General features: G+C 56.1%; 27 protein-coding genes. 12 read left to right on the top strand and 15 right to left on the bottom strand.

Annotated elements, in window-relative coordinates:
- Positions 1 to 143: 143 nt before the first annotated feature.
- Entirely contained in the window at positions 144 to 443 is a 300-nt protein-coding gene (locus TR2A62_RS16020) for a Dabb family protein (RefSeq protein ID WP_009159724.1), read from the top strand.
- Here TR2A62_RS16020 and TR2A62_RS16015 read toward each other — a convergent pair.
- Both TR2A62_RS16015 and TR2A62_RS16010 read right to left on the bottom strand, forming a co-directional pair.
- A complete protein-coding gene (locus TR2A62_RS16015; protein WP_040820876.1) occupies positions 440 to 802 on the bottom strand; it encodes a hypothetical protein in 363 nt (120 codons plus the stop codon). The genes TR2A62_RS16020 and TR2A62_RS16015 overlap by 4 nt on opposite strands.
- 17 nt (positions 803 to 819) lie before the next feature.
- On the bottom strand, positions 820 to 1332 hold the full coding sequence (locus tag TR2A62_RS16010; protein WP_009159400.1) for an alkylphosphonate utilization protein: 513 nt from the start codon (positions 1330 to 1332) through the stop codon (positions 820 to 822).
- A gap of 97 nt (positions 1333 to 1429) precedes the next feature.
- On the opposite strand from TR2A62_RS16010, the gene TR2A62_RS16005 reads away from it, so the two are divergent.
- Positions 1430 to 1675 (top strand): hypothetical protein, encoded by a 246-nt coding sequence (locus tag TR2A62_RS16005; protein ID WP_150103519.1) that lies wholly within the window; start codon positions 1430 to 1432, stop codon positions 1673 to 1675.
- Positions 1676 to 1787: 112 nt separating this feature from the next.
- Here the strand turns inward: TR2A62_RS16005 and TR2A62_RS16000 are convergent, their stop codons facing one another.
- The 3 genes from TR2A62_RS16000 to lepA form a co-directional block, all read right to left on the bottom strand.
- On the bottom strand, positions 1788 to 2144 hold the full coding sequence (locus tag TR2A62_RS16000; RefSeq protein WP_150103518.1) for a hypothetical protein: 357 nt from the start codon (positions 2142 to 2144) through the stop codon (positions 1788 to 1790).
- A gap of 126 nt (positions 2145 to 2270) precedes the next feature.
- Entirely contained in the window at positions 2271 to 2873 is a 603-nt protein-coding gene (locus TR2A62_RS15995; protein WP_223296129.1) for a hypothetical protein, read from the bottom strand.
- A 67-nt stretch (positions 2874 to 2940) separates the two neighbouring features.
- Positions 2941 to 4737: a translation elongation factor 4 gene (gene lepA, locus TR2A62_RS15990; protein WP_009158211.1), complete on the bottom strand. Its 1797-nt coding sequence runs from the start codon at positions 4735 to 4737 to the stop codon at positions 2941 to 2943.
- 77 nt (positions 4738 to 4814) lie between these two features.
- Here lepA and TR2A62_RS15985 point away from each other — a divergent pair, with 77 nt between their 5' ends.
- From TR2A62_RS15985 to TR2A62_RS18250, 3 genes are all read left to right on the top strand, one after another.
- Entirely contained in the window at positions 4815 to 5552 is a 738-nt protein-coding gene (locus TR2A62_RS15985; protein WP_009159266.1) for a hypothetical protein, read from the top strand.
- A gap of 86 nt (positions 5553 to 5638) precedes the next feature.
- Positions 5639 to 6010 (top strand): hypothetical protein, encoded by a 372-nt coding sequence (locus TR2A62_RS15980; RefSeq protein ID WP_150103516.1) that lies wholly within the window; start codon positions 5639 to 5641, stop codon positions 6008 to 6010.
- A gap of 276 nt (positions 6011 to 6286) precedes the next feature.
- On the top strand, positions 6287 to 6616 hold the full coding sequence (locus tag TR2A62_RS18250; protein ID WP_009159094.1) for a hypothetical protein: 330 nt from the start codon (positions 6287 to 6289) through the stop codon (positions 6614 to 6616).
- On the opposite strand, the gene TR2A62_RS15975 is transcribed toward TR2A62_RS18250, so the two are convergent.
- From TR2A62_RS15975 to meaB, 5 genes are all read right to left on the bottom strand, one after another.
- A complete protein-coding gene (locus TR2A62_RS15975; protein ID WP_009157685.1) occupies positions 6613 to 6927 on the bottom strand; it encodes a HigA family addiction module antitoxin in 315 nt (104 codons plus the stop codon). The genes TR2A62_RS18250 and TR2A62_RS15975 overlap by 4 nt on opposite strands.
- A 2-nt stretch (positions 6928 to 6929) precedes the next feature.
- Positions 6930 to 8147 (bottom strand): hypothetical protein, encoded by a 1218-nt coding sequence (locus TR2A62_RS15970; protein ID WP_009159691.1) that lies wholly within the window; start codon positions 8145 to 8147, stop codon positions 6930 to 6932.
- A 307-nt stretch (positions 8148 to 8454) separates the two neighbouring features.
- On the bottom strand, positions 8455 to 8736 hold the full coding sequence (gene rpmB, locus TR2A62_RS15965) for a 50S ribosomal protein L28 (protein WP_009160037.1): 282 nt from the start codon (positions 8734 to 8736) through the stop codon (positions 8455 to 8457).
- Positions 8737 to 8924: 188 nt separating this feature from the next.
- Positions 8925 to 9749 carry a hypothetical protein gene (locus TR2A62_RS15960; protein ID WP_009158455.1) on the bottom strand — a complete coding sequence of 275 codons (825 nt, stop codon included), beginning with the start codon at positions 9747 to 9749 and terminating at the stop codon, positions 8925 to 8927.
- Positions 9746 to 10720: a methylmalonyl Co-A mutase-associated GTPase MeaB gene (meaB, locus tag TR2A62_RS15955; RefSeq protein ID WP_009157876.1), complete on the bottom strand. Its 975-nt coding sequence runs from the start codon at positions 10718 to 10720 to the stop codon at positions 9746 to 9748. Before meaB ends, TR2A62_RS15960 begins: the two co-directional genes overlap by 4 nt.
- A gap of 149 nt (positions 10721 to 10869) precedes the next feature.
- Here meaB and hrpB point away from each other — a divergent pair, with 149 nt between their 5' ends.
- Positions 10870 to 13284: an ATP-dependent helicase HrpB gene (hrpB, locus tag TR2A62_RS15950; protein ID WP_009160053.1), complete on the top strand. Its 2415-nt coding sequence runs from the start codon at positions 10870 to 10872 to the stop codon at positions 13282 to 13284.
- Between the two features lies 1 nt (position 13285).
- On the opposite strand, the gene gndA is transcribed toward hrpB, so the two are convergent.
- On the bottom strand, positions 13286 to 14689 hold the full coding sequence (gndA, locus tag TR2A62_RS15945; RefSeq protein ID WP_009159294.1) for an NADP-dependent phosphogluconate dehydrogenase: 1404 nt from the start codon (positions 14687 to 14689) through the stop codon (positions 13286 to 13288).
- A 147-nt stretch (positions 14690 to 14836) separates the two neighbouring features.
- On the opposite strand from gndA, the gene TR2A62_RS18585 reads away from it, so the two are divergent.
- Positions 14837 to 15292: a hypothetical protein gene (locus tag TR2A62_RS18585; RefSeq protein ID WP_009158629.1), complete on the top strand. Its 456-nt coding sequence runs from the start codon at positions 14837 to 14839 to the stop codon at positions 15290 to 15292.
- Positions 15293 to 15915: 623 nt separating this feature from the next.
- Here TR2A62_RS18585 and TR2A62_RS15930 read toward each other — a convergent pair.
- Genes TR2A62_RS15930 through TR2A62_RS15920 form a run of 3 tightly spaced genes read right to left on the bottom strand, consistent with a single transcriptional unit; the run spans position 15916 to position 19049 of the window.
- Positions 15916 to 17325: a TRAP transporter large permease gene (locus tag TR2A62_RS15930; RefSeq protein WP_009160078.1), complete on the bottom strand. Its 1410-nt coding sequence runs from the start codon at positions 17323 to 17325 to the stop codon at positions 15916 to 15918.
- On the bottom strand, positions 17325 to 17990 hold the full coding sequence (locus TR2A62_RS15925; protein ID WP_009160005.1) for a TRAP transporter small permease: 666 nt from the start codon (positions 17988 to 17990) through the stop codon (positions 17325 to 17327). The genes TR2A62_RS15930 and TR2A62_RS15925 overlap by 1 nt, the downstream gene beginning before the upstream one ends.
- A 57-nt stretch (positions 17991 to 18047) precedes the next feature.
- Entirely contained in the window at positions 18048 to 19049 is a 1002-nt protein-coding gene (locus TR2A62_RS15920) for a TRAP transporter substrate-binding protein (RefSeq protein WP_009157518.1), read from the bottom strand.
- A 181-nt stretch (positions 19050 to 19230) separates the two neighbouring features.
- On the opposite strand from TR2A62_RS15920, the gene TR2A62_RS15915 reads away from it, so the two are divergent.
- The 4 genes from TR2A62_RS15915 to TR2A62_RS15900 are packed head-to-tail and all read left to right on the top strand — an operon-like array spanning position 19231 to position 23027.
- Positions 19231 to 20136 carry an alpha/beta fold hydrolase gene (locus TR2A62_RS15915; RefSeq protein WP_009160449.1) on the top strand — a complete coding sequence of 302 codons (906 nt, stop codon included), beginning with the start codon at positions 19231 to 19233 and terminating at the stop codon, positions 20134 to 20136.
- A complete protein-coding gene (gene leuC, locus TR2A62_RS15910) occupies positions 20133 to 21512 on the top strand; it encodes a 3-isopropylmalate dehydratase large subunit (protein WP_009160461.1) in 1380 nt (459 codons plus the stop codon). Before TR2A62_RS15915 ends, leuC begins: the two co-directional genes overlap by 4 nt.
- An 11-nt stretch (positions 21513 to 21523) precedes the next feature.
- Positions 21524 to 22123: a 3-isopropylmalate dehydratase small subunit gene (leuD, locus tag TR2A62_RS15905; RefSeq protein ID WP_190275719.1), complete on the top strand. Its 600-nt coding sequence runs from the start codon at positions 21524 to 21526 to the stop codon at positions 22121 to 22123.
- A gap of 19 nt (positions 22124 to 22142) precedes the next feature.
- A complete protein-coding gene (locus TR2A62_RS15900; protein WP_009157745.1) occupies positions 22143 to 23027 on the top strand; it encodes a LysR family transcriptional regulator in 885 nt (294 codons plus the stop codon).
- Between the two features lie 236 nt (positions 23028 to 23263).
- On the opposite strand, the gene TR2A62_RS15895 is transcribed toward TR2A62_RS15900, so the two are convergent.
- Positions 23264 to 24622, bottom strand: a complete 1359-nt coding sequence (locus tag TR2A62_RS15895; protein WP_009160065.1) for an FAD-dependent oxidoreductase — start codon at positions 24620 to 24622, stop codon at positions 23264 to 23266.
- Between the two features lie 261 nt (positions 24623 to 24883).
- Between TR2A62_RS15895 and TR2A62_RS15890 the strand changes: the two genes are divergently transcribed.
- Complete coding sequence (locus tag TR2A62_RS15890) at positions 24884 to 25120, top strand: hypothetical protein (protein WP_150103513.1); 237 nt, start codon at positions 24884 to 24886, stop codon at positions 25118 to 25120.
- The last annotated feature ends 24 nt before the right edge of the window (positions 25121 to 25144 follow it).

The raw sequence follows: 25144 nt of genomic DNA, 5'->3' as shown, positions 1-25144 counted from the left end.
ATCGCAACGGTCAGCAACGAAAGTCCGCTCATCACAAAGAGAAACCCAACGAGAATGATGCGCATTTTGACCTCCGTTTGTTGTGTCAAAGGTGATACGTCTGGGGCCGCACATTCCGTCGAAAAAATCGCTAGGGGTTATCAATGATCCGTCACATCGTTCTGTTCAAAACGCCAGAAATCTTTTCAGATCAACAGCTTGAAGACGTCCGTGCGCCATTGATGGCATTGCAGACCACTGTGCCAGGGATCATCGCGATGGACTGGGGAACGAATGTATCACCCGAGGGGTTTGCACAGGGCTACACCCACGGATTTACCATTTATTTTCAAGACGTTGCGGCGCGGGACGGGTATTTGGTGGATGCCGACCATGCGGCGGCTGGCAAACGGCTGTTCGAGATGTGTGGCGGCGATTTGTTGGTTTTTGATTTCGAAATTTAACCAAGGGTTTCAAGTACATCCACGACCCGCAGCGTATCTGGACCGTGTTGGTTGGCCAGTTTGATCGCCAGAACAACGCTGGTGGTTTGTGTATTCGGGGCGTTAAAATCCACCGTATCGAGACTGGACAGCACTGTATCCACGCCCTGAGGTCCGCCTGTAAGTATCTGGAAATATTCATAATTACGGGAATTGACGTATTCAGCCGAACTGAGCAACGCGCCCCAGTTCGCGGCGGTCTGAGAGCCATTCCCCAAGACTATGACGCGCGCAGTGTCGACACCCAGTTCGAGAATTTCGGCACTGCCAAAAGACGTCTCAGACACGTTTTCAGCTGGCGAACAGGCAGTTAAGAGCATGATAAGGCTGAGTTTTTTTATCGTTTGCGTTTCACGAAATCGGTTAAGATCACAATCCGTTGACCGCTGACGCGGCCTTCGATCTGGGCGGGGTTGTCGGGGACCAAGGATATGCCGCGCACGGCGGTGCCGCGTTTGGCGGTGAACCCTGCCCCTTTGACCGGAAAATCCTTGATCAGGACGACGGTGTCGCCTGTGGACAGGGCCGCACCGTGGGCGTCGGCGTGGTCGGTTTTGGCGACGACGTTATCGGCCCATGCGCGGGTCTCGTCATCTAGATAGAGTTGGTCTGCGGCGTCTTGGGCCCATCCCTCGTGGCTCAGGGCCGTGAGGAGGCGCGCTGCGAGCACTTGGATTGCGGGGTCTTCGGACCACATGGTCGAAGGCAAAGCGCGGAGATGATCGACCTCGGGGGTGCCGCCAATCTGGTCCACACAGATCGCACAAACAGCGGCGGATGCGCCGTCTGGCCGACCCGAAACGGGCATTTGAATGAGCGGGGCGTCAGTGGCGCAAAGCGGGCAAGTCATGGTGTTTGTTAACAGGGCGCGCGGGAAATTTGTATGTAATTTGCGTAATTTTGGTCTGATTTTACGTAATTTGCATATTTTGGATCAGGAGAGCGCAATGACGGTGGATTACAGAATACTGAGCGTGTCCGAGTTCGGGCGGACAATGGTAGATAACATCGGCTGGGTGCGGCACATGGGCGGGCGGCTGTGGCTGACAAACCACGGGCGGAATGTGGCGTCGGTGGTGCCGGTGTACCAATGCGAGATGCTAGAGAGATGGGACGGGCTAAAGCTGGACGAAGAACGGCGCCGGATCGAGGCGGTCTACCGGCGGATGGAGCGGATGTTGGAGGGCGAGTGACGATCGGGCATCGCCCGAGAAAACGGTCGAGGACCCTTTTCAGTTACGAGCGCGGTGTCGGTGGGGATCGGGCTGGGGAGCAAATCCTAATGTCTTACATTTTCGTCGCGCTCTAGTTTCGGATAATACTATCGAAAATGGCTCGCTCAATATCGTTATCTTGCACCAAAGAATATCCGAGATCATCGCTCAGATATTGATAAGTACCGAGTTCTGGAAATAAGTCCGAGTTGACAAACAATATTTTGCCAGAACCCGTTTTCTGAACTACTCTGCCAACAGATGTTTCCTCTTCCACAGCAATGGTAATTGTTTGAAGCGACAGAAGATGTTGATGACGCAGATAGCCTGACAGTGCCGACAGCGAAAGAACAAGTGTTGTGCAATATGGGATCGCCAGTTTCGGAACCGATAGATCCGCGTTCAGCTTCAATCTCTTGTTTCGTTTCCAAGTCTCCAGTTGGCTCATAGGAGACACGCCCAGCAACGCCGCACCGATAAAAACTAAACCCGGAAAAAAAGACTTCCATCAATCCAAATCGGTGAGTCGGTCCACATCAGGATTATCGTTGTAAACCCGAAAAAGACTACTGCCTCATGGCGATTCAAAAAAGAACCCCCCTTTGGGTTGAATCCGTTGAGTTACAAACATCCCTACGACATGTGCTCGGACCATTCGTTTATTGATCAGTCTTATCGACCATTTGTTCAGCGAATAAGTCAAAGCCGATATGTGCTCTGGAAGGTTATTCCTCTTCGTCACTGGACTAGATAACATCACTTTCTCGCTCAAAGAATGGCTGAAATTGCGCCTTGATGAAGCGTATCTAGCGATTAGTGACAAATAAAGGGCCACTCTAAGGGTCGGGTGTATAGCCAGTATCAAAATACGAGACAGTATTGCGCTAAGCGTAAAGAAAACCGCAAACATTCCCAAAAGTGACAAGCTGGCGGATCCGCCCCAGATAAGTCGAATGCCGTCAGGCAACAAAAAAGTGAACCCGAAGATATGCGCTAACCCGATGGAGAGGAATATGGCTACGGCTTGGCCAAAAACATAGGCATGAGACTTAGCAGTCTCAAAAATTTCACCAAAATACTTCTCTATATCCATTTTTTGAGCCGTATGCCCGCTGGGGAAATAGCCCAACAGGAAAACTCTAGCCCAGATTGGAATATGGTACCAGCCCCCAGCCACCGAGTGCCGGCCACAGTTTTGATTTGCAAAACCGTTTACCCGCACGCACTCTCAAAATGGGCAGCTTTTAGCTGTCCATTTTGAGAGCGGAAATAAAAGCTTCTTGAGGGATATCGACCTTACCGAATTGGCGCATCTTCTTCTTACCGGCCTTCTGCTTTTCCAGCAGTTTCTTTTTACGCGTCGCGTCGCCGCCGTAACATTTTGCGGTCACGTCTTTACGCATGGCCGATAGGGTTTCGCGGGCGATGACGCGGCCACCGATGGCGGCTTGGATCGGGATTTTGAACATGTGACGGGGGATCAGGTCTTTGAGCTTTTCCACCATGGCTCGGCCACGCTGTTCGGCGCGGTCGTAGTGGACCATGGTCGAGAGCGCGTCGACGGGTTCTTCGTTCACGAGGACGGACATTTTGACGAGGCGGTCCTCGCGGTAGCCGATCATTTGATAATCGAAGGACGCGTAGCCCTTGGTCACGGATTTGAGTCGGTCGTAGAAGTCAAAGACGACTTCGTTCAGCGGCAGGTCATAGACAACCATGGCGCGCGAGCCTGCGTAGGTTAGGTCCTCTTGGATACCGCGGCGGTCCTGGCACAGTTTGAGGACGTCACCAAGGTATTCGTCGGGCACGAGGATGGTGGCTTTGATCCGCGGCTCTTCGAGGTGGTCGACGAGCGTGAGGTCGGGCATGTCGGCGGGGTTGTGCAGTTCGATCATTTCGCCGTCACGCATGTAGACGTGATAGATCACGGACGGCGCGGTGGTGATGAGTTCGATGTTGTATTCGCGCTCGATCCGGTCGCGGATCACCTCGAGGTGCAAGAGGCCAAGAAAGCCGCAGCGGAAGCCAAAACCAAGGGCGGCAGATGTTTCCATCTCAAAGCTAAAGGACGCATCGTTGAGAGCGAGTTTCTCGATGGCGTCGCGCAGGTCTTCGAACTGGGCATTGTCGACGGGGAACAGGCCACAGAACACCACGGGCTGGGCGGGTTTAAAGCCGTCGAGCGGGGTGACTTCGTTTTTCTGGTGCGTGACCGTGTCGCCAACGCGGGTGTCGCGGACCTGTTTGATCGAGGCGGTGAGAAAGCCGATCTCGCCGGGGCCGAGCACGTCGATGCTCTCCATCTCGGGGCGGAAGACGCCGATGCGGTCTACGGGGTGGACGGTGCCGTTCGAGACGAATTTGATTTTGTCGCCCTTGCGCAACTGGCCGTCGATGATGCGGACCAGAACGATGACGCCGAGATAGGCGTCGTACCAGCTGTCGACCAGCATGGCCTTGAGCGGGGCGTCGACGTCGCCCAAGGGTGCAGGCAGTTCGTTGACGATAGCCTCGAGCGTCTCGTGGATGCCCTGCCCTGTTTTAGCAGACACGGCGATGGCGCCGGAGGCGTCGATGCCAATGACGTCTTCGATCTGTTCCGCCACACGGTCGAGATCAGAAGCCGGCAGGTCGATCTTGTTCAGGACCGGCACGATGTCGTGGTCGGCATCGATGGCTTGGTACACATTGGCGAGCGTCTGTGCCTCGACCCCTTGGGTACTGTCGACAACCAAGAGCGAACCCTCGACCGCGCGCATGGAGCGGGAAACCTCATAGGCGAAATCGACGTGACCGGGGGTGTCGATGAGGTTGAGCACATAAGCCTCGCCATCGTCAGCGGTATAGTCGATGCGCACGGTGTTCGCTTTGATCGTGATGCCGCGCTCGCGTTCGATATCCATACTGTCCAACAGCTGGGCCTTCATGTCGCGATCCATAACCGTTCCGGTCTCTTGGATCAGGCGATCAGCCAGCGTGGATTTCCCGTGGTCAATATGCGCCACGATCGAGAAATTGCGGATTTTTGCGAGGTCGGTCATGGTAGGGATATGTAAGGGATTTGAAGGCTGGTCAATGGGTCGTTGGGGCGCAGGTGCGGGGAAGGGGGATTTTGGGTGTGAGTGAGGTGGATTTTAGGGATTTCAACAGCGCGGAAGCGTGGTTCGAAACCCAGAGCATTGAGATGCGCTGCGCGATGGCGAGCCTTGCCGCATTGCGGGTCGTTGCGGAAATTGGCCGATCCAAGGCCTCAAGCAAGGGACCGCTTGCCCTGGCCAGCTTGCGAGCGACACTCATATCTGCGGGTCGCGGCTCTGGCCAACCTACAGATATGGATTGGGGCGCAGCCGCCGATCCCGCCGCCAATTCCGCCACCAGGTCCGCGAATTCCACCGCTGATTCCACCGTCTTTTCCGCCGTCAATTACTGCCTTTCCGCCACCAATTTCACCACCATTTCTGCCAATTCCGCCACCAATTCCGTGAATTCTGCCGCCGATTTCGCCACCGATTTCGCAACAACTTTAGATGCGAGTTTGGATCATGCCGCGCTGATCCGAACGCCCGTTTGGGGCGAGCAGGATGTTCCCGATATCATTGCCGAGAACCATCGGGGCTTCCTCGGATTTTTGTTTGCAAATGACGCGTGGACATTCTGGCGCGAATTCTACGAAGGCATGTGGAATGGCACCTTTGACAATTGGGATCTGGCGTTTGAGGTGATCCGGATCGAGGACGCCGAGTGGGAGAAAGGACATGTGCATATCGATGAGGTGATTGAGGCGTTGCGGGACGGACGAGTCAGTCCTGCAAGCACTGAAGAAAAGAGGACAACAGAGCTAGGCCTCAAAACCTGACCAAACAGCAACTTGCTTCGAACCGTGATCAAATTGCGCTGTCCGTTGCTGCGCTGTCGGAACAAATTGCAGCTCACCGAGAAAAAGTGCGCGGCCTCAACCATCTTGAGCTAGAAGTTCGTAAAGGTTTGCTGTTATGGCTTGATGACATGAGTGCAAGCCTCGACGAGTTGATGTCGATCCTGCCGGAAGATGTAGACGCGACCAACGACAAGGACGCGATGAACGCGCAGACATGGTTGGAGCAAGCAAAACCGCTTATGTTCGCAAAATTCCGCGATTACGTGTCTCCGGAAAATGTTATTGAGGCGGCGATACCCACAAGTATTGTTCTTGGAAGTGCCGTGATCGGGACGATGTTAGGGATGCCAGTCATGAGCGCGTTGGTCGGCGGCTTGCTTACGCGGACCACAAAGCCCTCAAAGGCGGTTGATGACATACTGAACCCGTCCAATTGACATAATTGAACGGACCAAGCGAAAGGACTCATCTTGGCGGGGCCAAGATCACATGGCCGCCCCCGCGGGAGGCGTGGGCGGCCATGTGGGGATGACCTGAGATGTCGGTTGTCTGTGACAGACTAAACCTGCCCCACCGCCCTGCGCGTCTTTGCCGATGCCACGGCTGTGAGCCAAAGCCCCCTTTTCCACTCGTTCGGGTTGCGTTAGGTTGGGGACAGGCAAACCGCCCCTGCAGACTTGGGATACATCAAGAGGGGGCATTGAGGTGGTAGTATGAAGCAGTTGGTTCTTTTGGCAGTGGTGTGCTCGTTGGCAGCCTGTGGCGGTAATCGCAGCACGGGCAGCCGGGCGAATTTGGTAACGGGTCCTGTGGCCAGTGCATGTAATACGAGCGACCGGCGGGCGTCGAACCGTGCGCTGTGTTCGTGCATTCAGCGGGTCGCGAACCAGAGCCTAAGCAGCAGCGAGCAGTCGCGGGTTGCGGGGTTCTTTAAGGATCCACAGCGCGCACAAGACACGCGGCAGAGCGACCGGTCATCGGACGAACGGTTCTGGAAGCGCTACAAAGAGTATCTGGGTCGGGCCGAGCGGACCTGTAGCTAGAGCGGCGTGATGTCGAGAGCTGCCGCTTCGGTGCGGTGGCTGGCGAGGTCATATTGCATTTGCAGGGTGAGCCAGAATTCAGGCGTCGACGCTGTAAACGCAGCGAGCCTATAGGCCATCATCGTTGAAATCCCACGTTTTCCGCCAACCAATTCATTGATGGTCCGGCGCGAGACGCCAAGACGCTCGGCGAGGGCGTCTTGGGTCAGTTTGTTGGCCTTGAGCACGCGCGCCTTGATGAATTGCGCAGGCGCGACCAGTGGGACGGATGTGCCGTCATCAAGCGTCTGGGTTGGGGTCGGGTCCGACAATTTCAAGCTCCCACGATTGCGTGTTGGTCACGGTTAGCTCGAACCAGATGGGCATCCAATCGAACGCGAACTTGGGCTTGATCGTGTAGTGACGTTTGTGCGTTGTGGTTGCCTTGATCCGGCCTGCAAATTCCATGTCTTGCGGGGTCAAAGCGGCAAGCGCGTGCTGCACCATAAGGCGCAATTTGTCCACATCGGCGGGCGTGGGTGCGGGTGTATTCGCGTCTAGAGGCTCGCCATTGAGCGCACGGGTCAGACGGGGTCCGAGGGTGAGCTTTGACATGTAGAGTTCCGATCATTTTTTGTTGCGTGAGGGGGGAAGTGGTCCCTGCAACGATGTCGGAGTTCTGTGTCTGGGTGCCCGTCGGGGTGAGACCCAAGAGCGCCATACGGTAGCGAAACACCCCGGCGGAATAGCGGATGCGCGGAGGACGCGCGGTGACGCGCAGGCGCGATTTGATCTGGATGATCAGGCGTTTGAGTTGACGGATGCGGAGCGTGACAACGCGGCGCACGAGGGCCGCGAGCACGACGTCGGAGATGACATAAAGATGCTCGAGTGCGAGGTCGAGCAGCGCGGACGCTTGATCATCGTTTAGGTGCCTCGCCATTTGTGCGGCGGCAATGGTGTCTGCCTCAGCGTGGTTCTTGGTATAACCACGGGCGGCAAATCGCTTGGTGATTTGGGTGTCGAGAGCGACCCGAGCTAGCTCTCGGATCGGGGTCTGGTGACCATAGTGGCCGTGTTTGAGGAAGGTTAGGTGTTCGTTGAGAGGTAAAAAGTAAGACCCTTCGCTCCAGAAGATGCGCACTGGGCGATTTGGCGCGACGCGGCAACTTTTCCCTTCTTTCAAGTTCGCAACGACAGCATCATACCGATCTTTGACACCTGTCGCCCAAGACCGTTTGCACGGTTTTTTCTGTTCGGACCTTGACGGTGACAAGCCATCAATCCAAGAGCGCGCTCGAATGGTGGTCGGCGCCTGTCGTGCAGGAAGACTTGTCGCAACCTCAGTTGCGAGCTTGTCCACCCCGCGCTTCATATTCTCACGCATCTCGGCGCGTGTGACTGAACCCTTGGTCGAATTAGGCCCCAAGATCATGCGCAGGTTTTTCAGATCATCGTTGGGCAGTTCATCGACCAGGCGTTTGATCCGCTGAGCATTGGCTAGTTCACCACGCGCTTCGTTTAGGCACGTTTCCTTCTTTTCGACAAGCATCAAGCGGCGACCGCCGGGCAAGTCGGAAAATCTGGGTTTGTCGCACTGCTTTGTTAGCGCGGCGTTTATGGAATCGGCCTTGATCACGCCAGCAGTGTAACTATATGCATTACATTTTGTAAGTCCCCTGCCCGAACATCTATTTCTACCCTTGCCCCTATGCCGCCCACCCGCGTGGGGGACGGGGGTGCGAGGGTTGGCGGAACCAGCCTGAGGGGCCGCGTTTTCGGCATGAAAAAACCCCGCAACGCGGGGCTGCGGGGTTTCTTTAGACTACAAAGCGGGTAGCCGGTGAGGCCCTAGGCAGTTAAGCCTGTGCTTTGGCGATCTCTTTTTTGACTTTCAGAGCTGCATCGGACAGCTCGACGTCTTTGGACTTGGCAAAGAAGCCGTCGAGGCCACCGCGGTGGTCGACTGTGCGCAGTGCTGCATTCGAGATGCGGAACTTGAACGAACGGCCAAGTGTCTCGGATGCGAGTGTCACATCCTGCAGGTTAGGCAGAAAACGACGACGAGTTCTGTTTTTGGCGTGGCTGACATTGTTGCCAGTCATTGGGCCTTTTCCGGTCAATTCGCAACGACGCGACATGGTATCATCCTTTGACTGTGCCCTTGCAATGAAGCGGGCCGGTTAGATCGGTGTGCGCCTCAGATTGAAACGCAAAGGGCCCGCGCGCGGCTAGGCCCTGTTATTCGGTTCATGCGGATTAAGGGGATTCCGCCAAGGCGTCAACCCAAACCTGTCGGAATTCACCGAGTTTCGACATCAGGTCGGGCCTACGCCCCACGTGTGGCGGAACCCTGCGATAGGGTCAAGCGGCCGTGTTGCGTTGTGGCCCAGTCTGCAAGGTGCGGGTGTTGCGCCCCTGAAAACGCGCCAAGCCGTTGCCAATATTCAGGATTTTGGCGTTTCGCGGCACAGTCAGCGCGGTTAACTTCAGAAAGATCTGCATCAGGATCGAGGGCCGCGCGGCGGATCAAGCCTGCGTGCCCTGCCCCGCGCAAAAGCGTGGCGGCTGGGTGTCCACCAAAGCCTAGCCGCACGGCTCGCAAAGCCGGGAAAAGCGCGGTGATACAGCGCGCGTGTCGCCAATCAGCCGCGAGGAACGGATCAACCACCATGACGCCATTGAGACCCGCGTTTGCATGAGGTGTCAGGTCGCCAAGGGCGCGATCAAAACCGCCCGCGTGCTGGTGGAAGCGGGTATCATTGGGTGTAACGTCGGGGTGGATCGAAAACTGCGGTGAAACAATCACCACGCGGCGGGCCTGCATCGCGGCCGCGAACCGCAGCGCGCCGTAGCCCCCCATCGAAAACCCAAGCGCGTGAATGTAGGCAAACTGGCGGCTGATGTCGGCAAGGCAATGTTCGAGCAGGACCGTATCGGGTGAAATGAACCAATCGTTGCGCCGCGAGGTGACATGAAGCTGTGCCCAACCGCGTTTTGCGAATTCCCGTGAGGCTCGGACAGGTGTGAAGCCTTGGCGGTGCGGCGTGCGAAAATCAAAGGTCGCGATCAATCGTGGTAAATGCCCGTTAACCAAATGCGCCCGCAAGAACCGTCCGTCCAAGAGACGGTCGGCTGCGGGCGTTTTTGTCATGTGGGATCAGCGTTCAGAATGGTCGCGGCGGCGACCGACGGCGCGGTCGTGCCTGCAGCAACCTCGGCTGACAATGCCTGCATGCGAGCGGCGAGCGTTGGATCAGCAAGGATGCGTTGCATGAGGCCGCTGCGCACGTCCTCTTGGAACCAAAACAGAGCTTGGTCACGACGCGCATCATCCCATGCGCCGTTGTCCTGACGCCACGCGGCCAGTTCGGTGATCGCGGCCCATGCGGCGTCTAGCCCGTCGCCTTCGATCGCGGAGAGGGTCATCGCCTTGGGGAAGTCGCGCGGGTCTTGGGGGCGTTTGCGCAAGAGGCGTAACGCACCAGCGTAATCGGCACAGGTGCGCATCGCTTGGGATTTGAGATCGCCGTCAGCCTTGTTCACAAAAATCAGGTCGGCCATTTCCATGATGCCGCGCTTGACGCCTTGGAGTTCGTCGCCACCTGCAGGGGCCAGCAGCAATGCAAAGACGTCAGACATTTGGCTGACAATGGTTTCGGATTGGCCGACGCCGACGGTTTCAATCAACACGATGTCAAAGCCAGCGGCCTCGCACAGCGCGACAGCCTCGCGGGTGCGGCGGGCGACACCGCCCATTTCGGCCTGTGACGGGCTGGGCCGGATAAACGCCATTGGATCACGGCTGAGCCGCTCCATACGGGTCTTGTCGCCCAAAATGCTACCGCCCGAGCGTGCGCTGGACGGATCCACAGCGAGGACAGCCACACGCAGATCGCGTGCGGTTAGGGCGAGGCCAAAGCTCTCGATAAAGGTGGATTTGCCGACACCGGGCGTGCCGGACAGACCAATGCGCAGCGCGTGTTTCTCGGTGCCGAGTTGGGACAAAAGCTCGGTCGCTTGCGCACGGTGGTCATCGCGGCCCGATTCAACAAGCGTGATCGCCCGCGCCAGAGCACGGCGATTGCCGGATTGCACACCGGTGACAAGCGCGTCGAGTTCCATCTGTCCCCCAAACTGGTTACTGCTGTGGTTATGAGCCTTTCGTCCCGAATGTGAAAGTGCGATGTCAAAGAGAATGATACGCCGCGTCCCAATGTCATTGTGTTAGCATCGGCAGAATAGTGGCGCAGATTTTAGAGGAATTGTTCTGAGTGGCTCAGGTGCACCCCTTACCAATCAACGAGGTATTGGACGACGTGGTTGCGGCCCTGCGTGATCAGGGCTGTGCCGTTTTGCAAGCGCCCCCCGGTGCAGGCAAGACGACACGGGTGCCTTTGGCGATCCTCCAAGCTGGGATTTGCGAAGGCCGGATTGTCATGCTCGAGCCGCGCCGCTTGGCCGCGCGGGCTGCAGCAGAACGGTTGGCGCAACAGTTGGGCACGCAAGTTGGCGAACTCGTCGGTTACCGGATGCGCGGCGACACCAAGGTCAGCGCGGCCACCCGTATCGAGGTCGTGACCGAGGGTATTCTGACCCGCATGTTGCAAAGCGATCCTGAATTGTCTGGCGTGGACGTTGTGATTTTTGATGAATTTCACGAGCGATCGCTGAATGCCGATCTAGGGCTCGCCTTGGCATGGGAAGTGCGCGGCGCGTTGCGCGATGATTTGCGGCTTTTGGTGATGTCGGCCACGCTGGATGCTGCCCCTGTCGCAGCCATGATGAACAACGCGCCTGTCATCACCAGCGAAGGCCGGAGCTTTCCTGTTGAGACACAGTGGCTGGATGCCCCGATCAAGGGACGGATTGAAGCCTCCTGTGCCGATCTGATCGAACAGGCAGTTTGCGAGACAAAGGGCGGTGTTTTGGTTTTCCTGCCCGGCGAGGGAGAAATCCGGCGCGTGGCCAAGATGCTAGAGGGCCGGCTGCCCAAGGCCTGTGTCGTGCGTCCACTGTTTGGCGCCATGCCGTTCAAGGATCAGCGAGCCGCGATTGCGCCGGTCACGGAGGGGCGCAAGATCGTATTGGCGACATCAATTGCCGAAACCTCTCTGACCATCGAAGACGTCCGTGTTGTGGTCGATGCAGGCCGTGCGCGGCGGGCGCGGTTTGATCCGAACACTGGCATGTCGCGATTGGTAACCGAGCGGGTGACCCGCGCCGAGGCGACCCAACGGGCGGGCCGTGCGGGGCGTGTGGCCAAGGGCGTGTCATACCGGCTGTGGACCAAGGGCGAGGAAGGCGGGCTATACGCCTATCCCCCTGCCGAGATCGAAGCGGCAGACCTGAGCGGGCTGGCGTTGGAATTGGCGGTTTGGGGCGCCTCCGAGGATGATCTGGCGTTTTTGACACCGCCACCTGCGGGAACACTGCGTGAGGCGCGCGGGTTGCTGGAAATGCTGGGGGTTCTAGAGGCGGGACGTATGACGCCCCATGGTGAGGCGGTCGCGGCTCTGCCGTTGCACCCACGGATCGCGCATATGCTGGTGCGTGCGGGATCAGACGCCGCGGAGATTGCAGCGCTTTTGAACGAGCGCGATGTCGTGCGCGGTGCAGGGTCTGATATGCGATTGCGTCTCAAGGCTGTGCGCGGCGAGCGTGTCGCAGGCGAGGTCAATCGCGGAGCCGTCGCACGGGTACGCGACGAGGCGAAACGATTGCGGCGCATGGTGTCTGCGGGGGCTGGCGGCAGTGTCGCCGAGATGTGCGCACTGGCCTATCCAGACCGCATCGGGCTGCGGCGCAAAGGCGAGGCACCGCGCTATGTGATGAGCGGCGGCAAGGGTGCTGTGTTCGACGGTGCCGACGGACTGGCAGGGCAACGATTGATTGTCGCCGTCGATCTGGATGGTGACGCCCGCGAAGCCAAAGTTCGGCAAGCCGTCTCGATCAGCGAGGCAGAGCTGCGCGGTCTCTATGCAGATCAAATTGGTTGGGCTGATGTCTGCACATGGAGCAAGCGTGAGCGGCGGGTTTTGACCCGACAGCAAGAACGGTTTGGCGCGCTGGTGTTAGAGGATCGCAATTGGACAGAGGCGGATGAAGAGGCCGTGGCCCGCGCCATGCTGGACGGTGTGCGCGAGGTGGGTTTGCGGATCACCGGCAAGGCGGCGTTGTTGCGGGCGCGTGTGGCGCTGGTTGATGGGTTGCCTGACATGTCGGACGACGCATTGATGGCCACCCTGGACGATTGGTTGCTGCCGCATCTTCGCGGGGTGCGCAGCGCGGATGGGTGGAAGCGTTTTGATCCCTTTGTTGCGCTGTCGGCAATGCTGGATTGGGACGCGGGCCAACGGTTGGACCGCATCGCGCCTGCCCATTACCGGACCCCGACCCAGCGCAATGTCGCGATTGATTACAGTGGCGACGCGCCCAGCATCGAGGTTCGTTTGCAAGAGATGTTCGGAGTGACAGAGCATCCGACCGTAGGCGGACGCCCATTGCAGGTCACGTTGTTGTCGCCCGCGCGTAAACCGTTGCAGGTGACAATGGATATTCCGGGGTTCTGGACGTCATCCTACGAGGATGTGCGCCGCGACATGCGCGGGCGCTATCCCCGCCATCCATGGCCCGAAGACCCGCGCGAAGCCGCCCCGACAATGCGGGCGAAACCACGCGGAACCTAAGTTAATCCCACCATGGGCCGTGATGTGCGCCTTCGGCATCGACGCGTTCAAACCCGTGGTGGCCAAAGTAATCGCGTTGCATCTGAATGACGTCGGCCGTACCGCGCGACTGGCGCATCGTGTCGTAGAAGGCGAGCGCGCCAAAGAGGGCTGGCACAGAATAACCACCGCCGATGGCCGCGATACAGACGCGGCGCAGGGCAGGAATAGTGTCATTGAGTTTTTCGACCATCGACGGGGCGAGGTAGAGTTGGCCCTCAGGTGTGCCTTGGCGGAAAGCGTCCGAGATGTCATCAAGCAAGGCCGAGCGGATGATGCAGCCAGCGCGCCAGATTTCAGCAATGCGGGCATAGTCCAGCGGCCAGTCAAATTCAGCAGCGGCTGCCGTCAGAATACGGAAGCCTTGGGCATAGCCCAAGATGCGTGCGGCCATCAGGGCATCGTGCAAATCTGTGGCGCTGAGATCCAGCTGTTCGCGGTCATCCCCGATGATTTTTGCCCCTGCGACGCGGGTGGCTTTTTCAGCGGACCATGCACGGGCTGCAACGGCGCCTTCGATTGCGCTGGCAGATTGTCCCATTTTGATCGCCTCGATCACAGTCCAGCGGCCAGTACCTTTTTGCCCTGCACGATCAAGGATGATGTCCACGACAGGTTTGCCGGTCTTAGGATCAGTTTCCTGCAATGTTTTGCCGGTGATCTCGACGAGGTAGGACTTCAACGCACCTGCGTCCCATTCGGTCATCAGCTTGCCGATATCAGCGGCGGACCAGCCTGCACCGTAGCGCAATAGCTTGTACGCCTCGGCGATCATTTCCATGTCGGCGTATTCAATTCCGTTGTGCACGGTTTTGACAAAGTGGCCTGCGCCATCGGGGCCGAGGTGGTCCACGCATGGGTCGCCTTCGAATTTCGCGGCAATCGCAGAGGCGATCGGTTTCAGGCGGGACCAACTGTCTGCGGTGCCGCCGACCATCATGGATGGGCCGTGGCGCGCGCCGTTTTCACCGCCAGAAACCCCCATGCCAACAAAATGCAGGTCCTTCTCGGCCAACAGTGCGCTGCGTCTACGGGTCAGGTGAAAATCAGCATTGCCACCATCGATGATGGTGTCGCCCTTGGACAACAAAGGCATAACCGTTTCGATCATGGCGTCCATTGGTGCGCCCGACGGGATCATAAAGAGGATCGTGCGCGGGGCTTGGATGCCTGCGATAAAATCTTCTAGCGTTTTGTGCCCTGTGAGCGTGCCCGAGAGACCGTCACCCTCTTTGATAAAATCATCAATCCAATCGGTTTCGCGGTTTGTAACGGCCACGTCAAAGCCATTGTCCGCCATGTTCAACGCCAACGCGCTTCCCATTGTTCCAAGTCCGTATACGCCGATTTGGGCCAAGTTGCTCACTGGGTCTTCCTCTCAGGTGTTTGCGCCGTAACACCTAGGATGCATTCGCCCCAAACAAAAGGGGCGGAACACGAGTGTGTTCAGGCGTGGGGTGCAACCTAGGTCAGAGTTGACAGTCCAAGACAGCTGTTTCACCATTACAGGCTGTTGAAATCCAAATTTTCCGTTTTCTTATTTGTCTTGGCTCTCGTTGGCTGTGGAGACCTTGCCGTCATTCGCGAAAGCCCCGATGCCCGTCCCGGAGAAAATCTGATCCCGCCAGAATTCGCGGGCAATTTCTTTACTGAAATCTGTCTGGTAACCGCCCCGAGTTTTGATCGGGTCCCCCAAGCGATATCGGGAGAGCCGTTTGTGCGTCACGCCACGACCGGAACCTATTTCCACAAATTCGCGGACCTTTCGATCAAGGTCAGCGACTGTGGGTGTTCTTTAGTGTTCCGATCCGAAATGAGCGTCGATGAGACAATATCAGGACTGGCCGCAGGGGTTCAAAAGCATGCCGCGAATTGGGACGTGGTGATACCGCGCAATTTGAACATTACGTCGAAACCCTCACCGATCAGTACGGGTAGATATTTTCGGATCGGCCTTCCTCGGACGTGAAGATGTGGTCGTTTCGCGGAATGAAGCGGATGGCTGGTCTGAGATCACAGCGCCCTGTGCTGCAGTGGCAGCAAATGCCTACGCATGAGCAACAAACACTCTCTTAGCAAATACCGCTATTTGGACCCATAAGTGCTGACGTCAGAAACTCCTGCCCAGAGCCTTTACGCGGGCCCTCATGCGCTTGAGGCATTAACAACAGAGGCGCTAAACGAAATTTTTGAGATTTTCCCCGAGCTGGAAGCCGCAGGCAAGTTTGGGTCAACAGTACGCGCCACGGTTCACAAAAAGGGCAGAGGTGAACGAGCTTTTGGTAAGGCACCAAAAGAACGGCAAAGACTTGGTCGTATTGGATGCGCCGACCTAAACGTTTTTGCGCTCTTGGAACGGGGCTCCGAAAGCGGCCAATGACGCAACAACGAAAATAGGCAACAAGGCCCCGGATAACTGCTATCGGTACGCTATGCAGCGAAGGTCAGGTTTGAGCCCATATTGACCAATGCTGCAGTCTGTATGAATGGCTGCTTCGCTTGGCGAAGACGGTACGTTCGATTTCTCAAAATATAGAAGAAAAGCGGCGATGCCAAAACTGGCACCGCCGTTTTTTGCTCGCATGGTCACGTCTATTTCGTAATGATCTCGGGGCCCATAAATGTGTTGGGCAAGACCGTCGAAATCCACGGCACATAGGTCACCAGAATCAAGAAGACAAAGAGCACTGCAAGAAATGGTAGTGCCGCGCGCACAACGCTCATCATTGGCATTCCGGCTACTCCCGAAGTCACGAACAGGTTCAATCCAACGGGCGGTGTAATCATACCGATCTCCATGTTGACGACCATGATGATGCCGAGATGGATCGGGTCAATGCCCAGCTCAATCGCGATTGGGAACACCAGTGGCGCTACGATCACCAGCAGTCCCGACGGTTCCATGAACTGGCCGCCGATCAACAGGATGATGTTGACGACGATCAAGAACATGACCGGCCCGAAACCAGCAGAAAGCATCGCATTGGCGATCTGCTGTGGGATTTGTTCGTCCGTTAGAACGTGCTTTAAGATAAGCGCGTTTGCGATCACGAACAGCAACGTGACTGTCAGCTTGCCGGCATCGAACAAAGTGCGTTGTGTATCTGGATGGAAAAACGCGGTCACGATGGCCCAAGGACGGTGACGCAAGGGTATGCTTCCCGGCGTTTCATTCACCGCCGCAGCTGACAGGCTGCGCACCTGTCTATCAGCGAGTGGCCCCATATCCTTGTATACGAAAGTCGCGATGAAGAACGCATAGACTGCGGCGACTGCGGCCGCTTCGGTTGGGGTGAAAATACCCCCGTAGATGCCGCCAAGGATGATGACGATCAGGAAAAGTCCCCAGCCCGCCTCGCGGCCAGAGGCGAGGATTTCGCCCCAACCCTGCCACTCACCCTTGGGCAAATTCTTAATTCTTGCGATCACATAGATGGTCGTCATCAGCATGAAACCGGCGAGCAATCCGGGGATGACCCCCGCCAGGAACATTCGACCGACCGAAACCTCAACCGACGCAGCATAGACCACCATCACGATGGACGGTGGGATCAGGATACCCAATGTCCCTGCTGTACAGATGACGCCTGCGGCAAAGTCTTTGGTATATCCCACCTGACTCATACCACCGATGACGATGGTTCCGATTGCCACGACAGTTGCAGGCGAAGATCCTGAAAGAGCCGCAAACAGCATACAGGCAAAGACCCCGGCAATCGCCAAACCGCCTGGCAAGTGTCCGACGCAGGCGATTGAGAACCGAATGATGCGTTGAGCAACACCCCCCGTCGTCATGAATGAGGATGCCAGAATAAAGAACGGGATGGCGAGAAGCGTATAGTGGCCTTCAAACGCGCTGAAGAGGGTTTGGGCAACTGACGCCAGCGAACTGTCGGAAAAGACTAACAGAAATAGTACTGACGACATACCGAGCGATATCGCGATTGGCACACCGATGAGCATGAGACCGATGACCAATGTGAAAAGGATGACAACTTCCATTAGTTTTCTCCCCGCATCTGGTCACGAATTTCTTCTAACTCGTCTTCAACTTCGTGGCTCGCAACGACACGATCAGTCTTACCAATCCAGAGTGCCCATCCTGATTGCACAAAGCGCAACAGCAAGAGCCCCATCGATAAAGGAAGAACCACGTAAGGTATCATACGTGGAATTTTTTCGTATTCTTCGCCTTCGTTGAACACCGCCTCCATCCACCCCAGGATGGCGGGATGCGGGATGTCGTTGACCTCGTACCAGCCTTTGCCGCGGTAGTTCTCTTCAAAGCCCAGTGGAAACCAGCGCCCCTCAGTTCCTGGGAGATTGGCGAAATTGGCCCAGTAATCCCAAGCGCCTTTCAGCATCAACAAGCTGAATGAGATGCACACAAACACCGCTGCCAAACCCATGATGCGGCGCGGTTGCGGGGGCAAAGCATTGACCACAATATCGACGCCAAGGTGAGCGCCTTTTTTGACCGCATAGGACGTGCCGAGAAGCACAAGCCAGCCGAACAGAAAGACGGTTAGTTCTAAAGCCCAGAGAATGTTTTGGTTGAAGCCGTAGCGCGTCACCACATTTGCGAATGTGATCAATGTCATCGCACCTAGTATGCCTGCAATCAGCGTTTCCTCAATGCGGTCTGTGAAAGCTTTTGAATGATCCATCCTGAACCCTCCCTTTGAGCATCGAGGGCGGACTGCCCGCCCTCGATGAGATTAAGTTCAGCTTCCAGTGTTGAAGGATTGCGCGGCGTCGATCATGTCCTGACCGACGTCACCAGAGAATTGCTCCCAAACAGGCTTCATCGCGTCGACCCATGCCTGACGCTCTTCGGGTGTCAGTGTGCGAACGTCTGCACCTGTATCGATGATGGCCTGACGATTAGCTTGGTTGACCGCGTAAGACTCAGCATTGCGAAGCTCGGTAACCTCTTTCAAGATTGTCAGGAATTGCTCGCGCACATCCTCGTCTAGGCTGTCCAACCAATCAACACTGGTCACGACCAGATAGTCGATAACACCGTGGTTGGTTTCAGTGATGCCGTCCTGAACCTCAAAGAACTTTTTGCCATAAATGTTGGACCAAACGTTCTCCTGTCCGTCAACAACACCCTGCTGCAACGCTCCATAAACCTCGGAAAAGGCCATCTTTTGTGGGGCACCGCCGATCGCTTCCATCTGCGCAACGAGAACGTCAGATGACATCACACGGAACTTCAATCCGTTAGCATCAGTTGGCGTCATCAGTGGTACGTTGGCAGACATTTGCTTCATGCCGTTGTGCCAGAACGTCAAACCCTGAAGGCCGCGACGCTGCATGCTATCGAGCAAGGCTTGTCCCGCTTCGGAAGCTTGGAACGCATCAACTGCTTCGATGTCCTCAAACATGAAAGGCAAGTCGAAAATGCGGAATTGCTTAGTGAACTTCTCAAATTTTGACAGCGATGGGGCCGCCAATTGAACGTCACCCTGAAGCAATGCTTCGAGCACCTTGTTATCGTCATAAAGGGTCGAATTCGGGAAGACTTCCAAGCAGACTTTGCCGTTCATCTCCTCGTTGACACGCTGTTCAAGAAGTGTCGCAGCAATGCCTTTAGGGTGTTTGTCAGTGTTCGTGACGTGGCTGAATTTGATAACCATTTCGCCATCATCGCAAGCCGCCACTGCGGATGTTGCGCTAAATGCCAATGTCATGGATAGTGCTGTGCTTAGCAGAAACTTCATTTTTTCCTCCGTTGAACCGTTGTTGCCGTACCTCCGGATTTTTTCTGGAACGGCTTATGTCCGAGAGATTACTGGGGTTTCGCCTGAAGATTAGTCGGCATAACTAATCAGTTTTCCCGATTAAACATTCTCGTTTAATCTGAGATAGTGGATAAAAATTCATGTCCTAAGGGGGATCGAAATGTTCAAGGATTTCGTGGAAGAGCGCATCGAAGGTGAAGGAGCAACGTTGTTTGTCCGCCGCGCCGGGCCACGAGGTGCGCCGCCGCTTGTCCTTCTACATGGCTATCCGCAAACATCCGCCATGTGGCACGGTGTAGCCCCCATTCTGGCCCGCTCGTTTCAGGTCATTTGCCCCGATCTGCGCGGCTACGGTCGATCTGACAAGCCAGCGTCCGATGCGGCGCACGCGCCTTATGCAAAGCGTGCTATGGCGAACGACATTGTCGCTGTCATGCGGTGCTTGGGCCATAAACGATTTCTTGTTGGTGCCCATGATCGCGGAGCGCGGGTCGCTCATCGGTTGGGTCTGGACTATCCTGACCACGTCGCGGCCATGGCATTGCTCGACATCGCGCCGACCCGCGAAATGTATACGGGCACAAATGCGGCATTCGCACATGCGTATTGGCACTGGTTCTTTCTGTCTCAGCCAAGCCCACTACCTGAGCGCATGATAGGAGCAGATCCCGAAGGGTTCTGGAAGCTGAAATGCTTTAATCAGGCGCGCGGTGATAATCCGTTTACACCCGAGGCCCTGGCGGAATACCTAAATGCCTTCGCAGACCCCGACGCTATTCATGCAAGCTGTGAAGATTATCGTGCTGCCGCCACGATCGACATCACACACGATGATGCGGATCAGGGCCGCAAACTTCACATGCCCGTTCTGACCCTTTGGGCGAAACGAGGTGTGATTGAGACTTGCTTTGACGCGCTTGCACTATGGCGACAGCGGGCAGAAAGGGTTGAGGGCGAAGCGCTCGACACCACACATTACATGGCCGAAGAAGTCCCGGGTGACGTCGCTACACGCATGTCTGATTTCTTTGCCCGTAACCCAATTCACGCAAAGGCTACCGCATGAGCCGGACACTTTACGACAAACTGGTCGACGCCCATCAGGTGTGCGATCTGCCAGACGGCGACATGCTGATCTATGTCGATTTCCACATCATGAATGAATACACCAGTCCGCAGGCCTTTTCGGGTCTGGACACAAAGGGGTTAAGCGTTTGGCGGCCCGAGGCGCATCTGGCTGTGGTCGATCACGTGAACGCAACCCGCAGCGATGAGCCGCATGATGCGGCGTCCAAACTCTTGATCGACAATCTGGAAGACAATTGCACAAAACACGACATCGCTTTCTACGGTCTGGGCGACCCGCGACAGGGCATCGAACACGTTGTGGTTCCTGAACAGGGGTTGGTCACACCCGGCATGTTAATTGCCTGTGGCGACAGCCACACCACAACCTATGGCGCGTACGGCGCGTTGGGGTTTGGCATTGGCACGTCGGAAGTGGAACACGTCCTTGCAACCCAGACGCTGCGCTACAAACGCATGAAAACCATGCGGGTGATGATCGACGGCGAAACCGCACCCGGCGTGACCGCGAAAGATATCATCATGAAAGTCGTGCAGGTCGTTGGCGCAGGTGGGGCCAATGGGTTTGCGGTTGAGTTTGCAGGTTCTGCTACTCAAAGCCTCGACATGGCTGGACGGATGACCGTCTGCAATATGGCGGTTGAGTTAGGCGCGCGGGCGGCATTGATTGCAGTAGATGAAGTCACCGAAGCCGCGTTACAAGGCCACGCCCACAGTGGTCAGTTCGCGTTCGAAGGTGAAAACTGGATGAGCGACCCCGAGGCCGTCTTTGATAAAGAGGTCACGATTGCAGGCAGCGACATCGAACCGTTAATTACGTGGGGCACCAGCCCGGATCAATCGGTACCCATCACTGCAAATGTGCCTGTTGCGTCGGACTATGTCTCTCCGAAAGCCAAAGCCGCTTTGGATCGCTCTTTGAAGTATATGGGGCTAACCGAGGGACAATCAGCCCAGTCGATTAAAATCGACACAGCCTTCATTGGGTCTTGCACGAACAGCCGGATCGAAGACCTGCGCGAGGCGGCCAAGATACTCGAAGGTCGGAAGGTTGCGGTGGGCATCGAAGCCATCGTCGTGCCCGGCTCTGCTATGACGCGGATCCAAGCCGAAGCCGAAGGGCTGCGCGCGATCTTTGAGGCCGCCGGTTTCGAATGGCGACCAGAGGCGGGCTGTTCTATGTGTCTGGCGATGAACGACGACATCGCGATGGATGGTGAACGCGTCGCCTCATCAACCAACCGGAATTTTGAGGGGCGACAGGGCCGCGGCGCACGCACGCACCTTATGTCACCCGCAATGGTCGCGGCGGCTGCTGTCGCGGGGCATCTGGCAGATGTGCGAGAATTCACATGAAAGACCAAAAGATGACTAAAACGATCAAAGGGGTTGCAGCACCTTTACCGCTGGCCAATGTCGACACAGACGTGATTATGCCCAAGCGGTTTCTGATCACGATCACCCGCGAAGGATTGGCGGATGGCACTTTCGCAGATCTGCGCTTTGATAATGCTGGGGGTCCTCGACCCGACTTTATCTTGAACAAAACACCTTGGACTAAGGCCAATATTCTGATTGTCGGCGACAATTTTGGCTGTGGTTCTAGTCGGGAACATGCTGTCTGGGGTATGCGCCAACTTGGTATTGATGCCTGTATTGGAACAAGTTTCGCCGGAATATTCTACGATAATGCGCGAAAGAATGGTTTGGCACTGCCGATTATCTCACCAGAAACGCGGGATTTACTTTTGCAGGCCGCAGGCAACGGTACCGAGATAACAATCGACCTTAATGGCCGCAGGCTCACAACTGGTGACATTAGCGCGCCATTCGAGATGGACGACGCTACACAAACAGCGCTGATCCAAGGACGCAATGATACGCTGGACACATTGGAACATGCAGATGCGATCCGAGACTATGAGGCAGGATTGAATAGCGAGATGCGGGTAAGCGTCAACAAGTAGACCAATAAGGAAACACAGATTGGACATCAGACAGCTGGAATGCTTCGTCGCCGTCGCGGAAGAGCTACACTTCCGACGAGCAGGCGAACGTTTGGGGTTAAGCCAATCGGCTCTTTCTGAACGGGTCTCAGCGTTGGAACATGAACTTGGTGCGCGACTGTTTTTCAGAACGACCCGTCAGGTTAGCTTGACCCAAGCCGGATCGGAGTTTGTCCAGGACGCCAGTAGGATACTTGCCGATATCGAAAGGGCGGTCTCAAATGTTCGCCACACCGCCGAATCCGACCTGCGCCACATCCGCGTCAGCGGCGTCGACGAGGCGATTTCAATGCTGCTGCCCAAAGCTTTGCTGGCTTTTCGCAGGACAGACCCGAAGGTCCATGTGCAGGTATTGGAAACCGCGTCTTCTGAACAACATGCCCAAGAATTGATGGGCCATCGTACTGATGTGGCCTTCGTGCGCACCCCTCAACAAGACGATTTCGTCACTAGTGAACTGCTTCATCGCCAGCCAGTTTTGGTGGTTCTTGCCGAAACCAACCCTTTGTCCAGCGCTGTGTCTTTGTCCGCGTCCGATATCGCCGATCAGCCGATTGTCGGCTATCCAAAGCACGCCCGACCGATCCTTCACGAAGCTCTATGGAGCGGTTTTCGGAAAATTGGCGCGCAACCAAACATTGTCTGTGAGATCATTGATAAGTCCACAATGTTGCAGTTTGTTGCTCAGGGCCTCGGAATCGCATTGGCCCCTGCCTGGGTCAGAAATATCTCCCCCTTAGGTGTTTCCTTCGTTCCATTCGAGCCATGCGAAAACCTAATTGAACTCTATATTGCTTTTCGAAAAGCGGGGAATTCAGACACCGTGAAAAGGTTCGTCGAAACGGTAAGAACAATCGCGGTCTAAGGGTCCGAGACCGTGATTTTCTCGATGGTATGGTACCGCTGTTCAATGCAGCACTTAACAAACGCGTGGCCGCCAAAGTCTGGAAGCAGCCGTTAACAATGAGAGCGTCAAAGTCTGGAATGTCCTGGCTAACTGCTGTCGGTGCGCCATGCAGCGAATGTCTGGATTGAGCCCAAAGCTGACGGATACTGCGCGTTGAACCAATGTCGGCTTTGCTATTTATGGGATTAATGCTGTCACAGCCTGCGCACACCTTGCCGATCTAGCTCTTTGTGGATGGCGACAAGATCCACGCCATCCAACTCTGATTTCGATTTGACTGCCTGAGCTGCCGCAATACCAGCACCCTGGCCCGCAACTGCACAGCACGCCATGTTGCGCGTGGCTGCATGGGCGATGCGGCCCCCTCCGATAGCGCGTCCTGCAACCAGCAATCCCTTGATCTTTTTCGGCAGCAACGACCGGTATGGAATGTGCATATAGCGCCCTGTCGTTGGCAAGATCAGTACTCCGTAGCCGTCAATGAACTCTGGATAAATGCCGATACTGTCTTCGAAACGGGCCTCATGACGCACATCAATTTCCGTCATGTTATAGACCGCATCGATCTTGCGCGTGTCCCGCACCCCCAGCGTCATGCCGAAGTTGCGTAGCCGGACGCCCTCACATCCTGGAGCAAAGCGGCGCAGCGCATCAATGGCCATCATCGCTTGACGTCGGCCTTCAATTTCAAAATGGGTCAGATCCCCGGGGTCGGTACCATCGCAATTGTCCAGATGTACGAGGTTCATATAGGTCATCTCACCGCTATCATGCACAGCGCCCCAAGTTCCCGCGATGGTAGTCAGATTGGCGGGGATGACCCCTGCTTTGCGCGCGGTCTCAAATGGTTTCTTGAGGAAGGGCGAAAACATTTCGTCTTCCTTGCCGTCTGTTTCGACCGTCCATTCGCCCGATGACCAATCCGAATAGGTTGGTGGATTGGCGCGCACGTCGTCCATGAAGCGCTCTTTATCCACCCCTGCGACGTGGAACATAACGCTGGCGGCCTGCAACTCTTCCCGGGGGGGATGTGTTACAGGCGCCCCGACCCGATGGGCGATATCTGCATCCCCAGTTGCATCGATGACGACTGTTCCCAGGATCGCCTCGCGCCCAGCCTTGGATTCTGTAATGATCCCTGTGATCCGGTCGCCCTCCATGATCGGAGCAACGAATAGGCGGTGCAGCATGGGCGTTATGCCAGCTGCCTCTACCAACTGATCTGCAACAACTTTGAACCCTTCGCTGTCGAGTTCATAGCTTAGCGACTGCGACTCAGGAACAGCGGCACCCATTTCCTTGGCACGCTCTTCAAATTCACGCCCAATACCGTTTGCTTCGACGGTCTTTTCGTGGCGATACCAAGCAAAGCCCTCAACGCCAACGGTCGTAATGTTACCTCCAAAGCAGCCAAAGCGTTCCACCAGCGTAACCTCAACCCCCGCACGCGCCGCAGCCAGTGCTGCAGCTAAACCTCCGGGGCCTGCGCCGACAACCAAAACATCTGTGCGATGTACGACGTCAATTTGACGCGATGGTTCGGTGATCTTCATATTTGCTCTCACTGATTGGTATTCGTTTCATACTTATGGATGTTCGCAGGGCAATTCCAACTATTTAGCAACCAGTTGGTGCATGAAAACCGTCAGAAAGCGGCCGTTGCCGGAACTGCCGCGAAAGTCTGCTTCGTCCGCAATCTGGTCATCTGACTAGGCCAAATAGCTGCAGACTGTACGAATGGCGGCAAGGAGCCCAAATTGTCTATCCGAACAAGCTAAGCGTGACTTTCGATCATGGTAAGAATAGCATGAGCTATGGCAAAGTTTAGATATAAAGCCGCGATGACTATTTTAGGTCCTATGATTGGTTGGGTGGCTTATCAATTTTCTGGGCCTTGGTGGGTTTATCTGATTGCTTTGACTGTGTTTCTTATTGGCCTGATGTCTTTTTCTATCGACAGTGAACCAGACGGATCAGGATACGGAAAAAGAGCTGATGACAGCCGCGGGCATGGCTCCGGCTACGATGGTTCAGGCGGCGGAGATTGCTGAGACATTTGTTGTCAAAAAATGTAG

Source organism: Thalassobium sp. R2A62 (genome assembly GCF_000161835.1).
In the GTDB taxonomy this organism is placed as follows: domain Bacteria; phylum Pseudomonadota; class Alphaproteobacteria; order Rhodobacterales; family Rhodobacteraceae; genus Thalassobium.
This window is presented reverse-complemented; position numbering and strand designations above follow the sequence as displayed.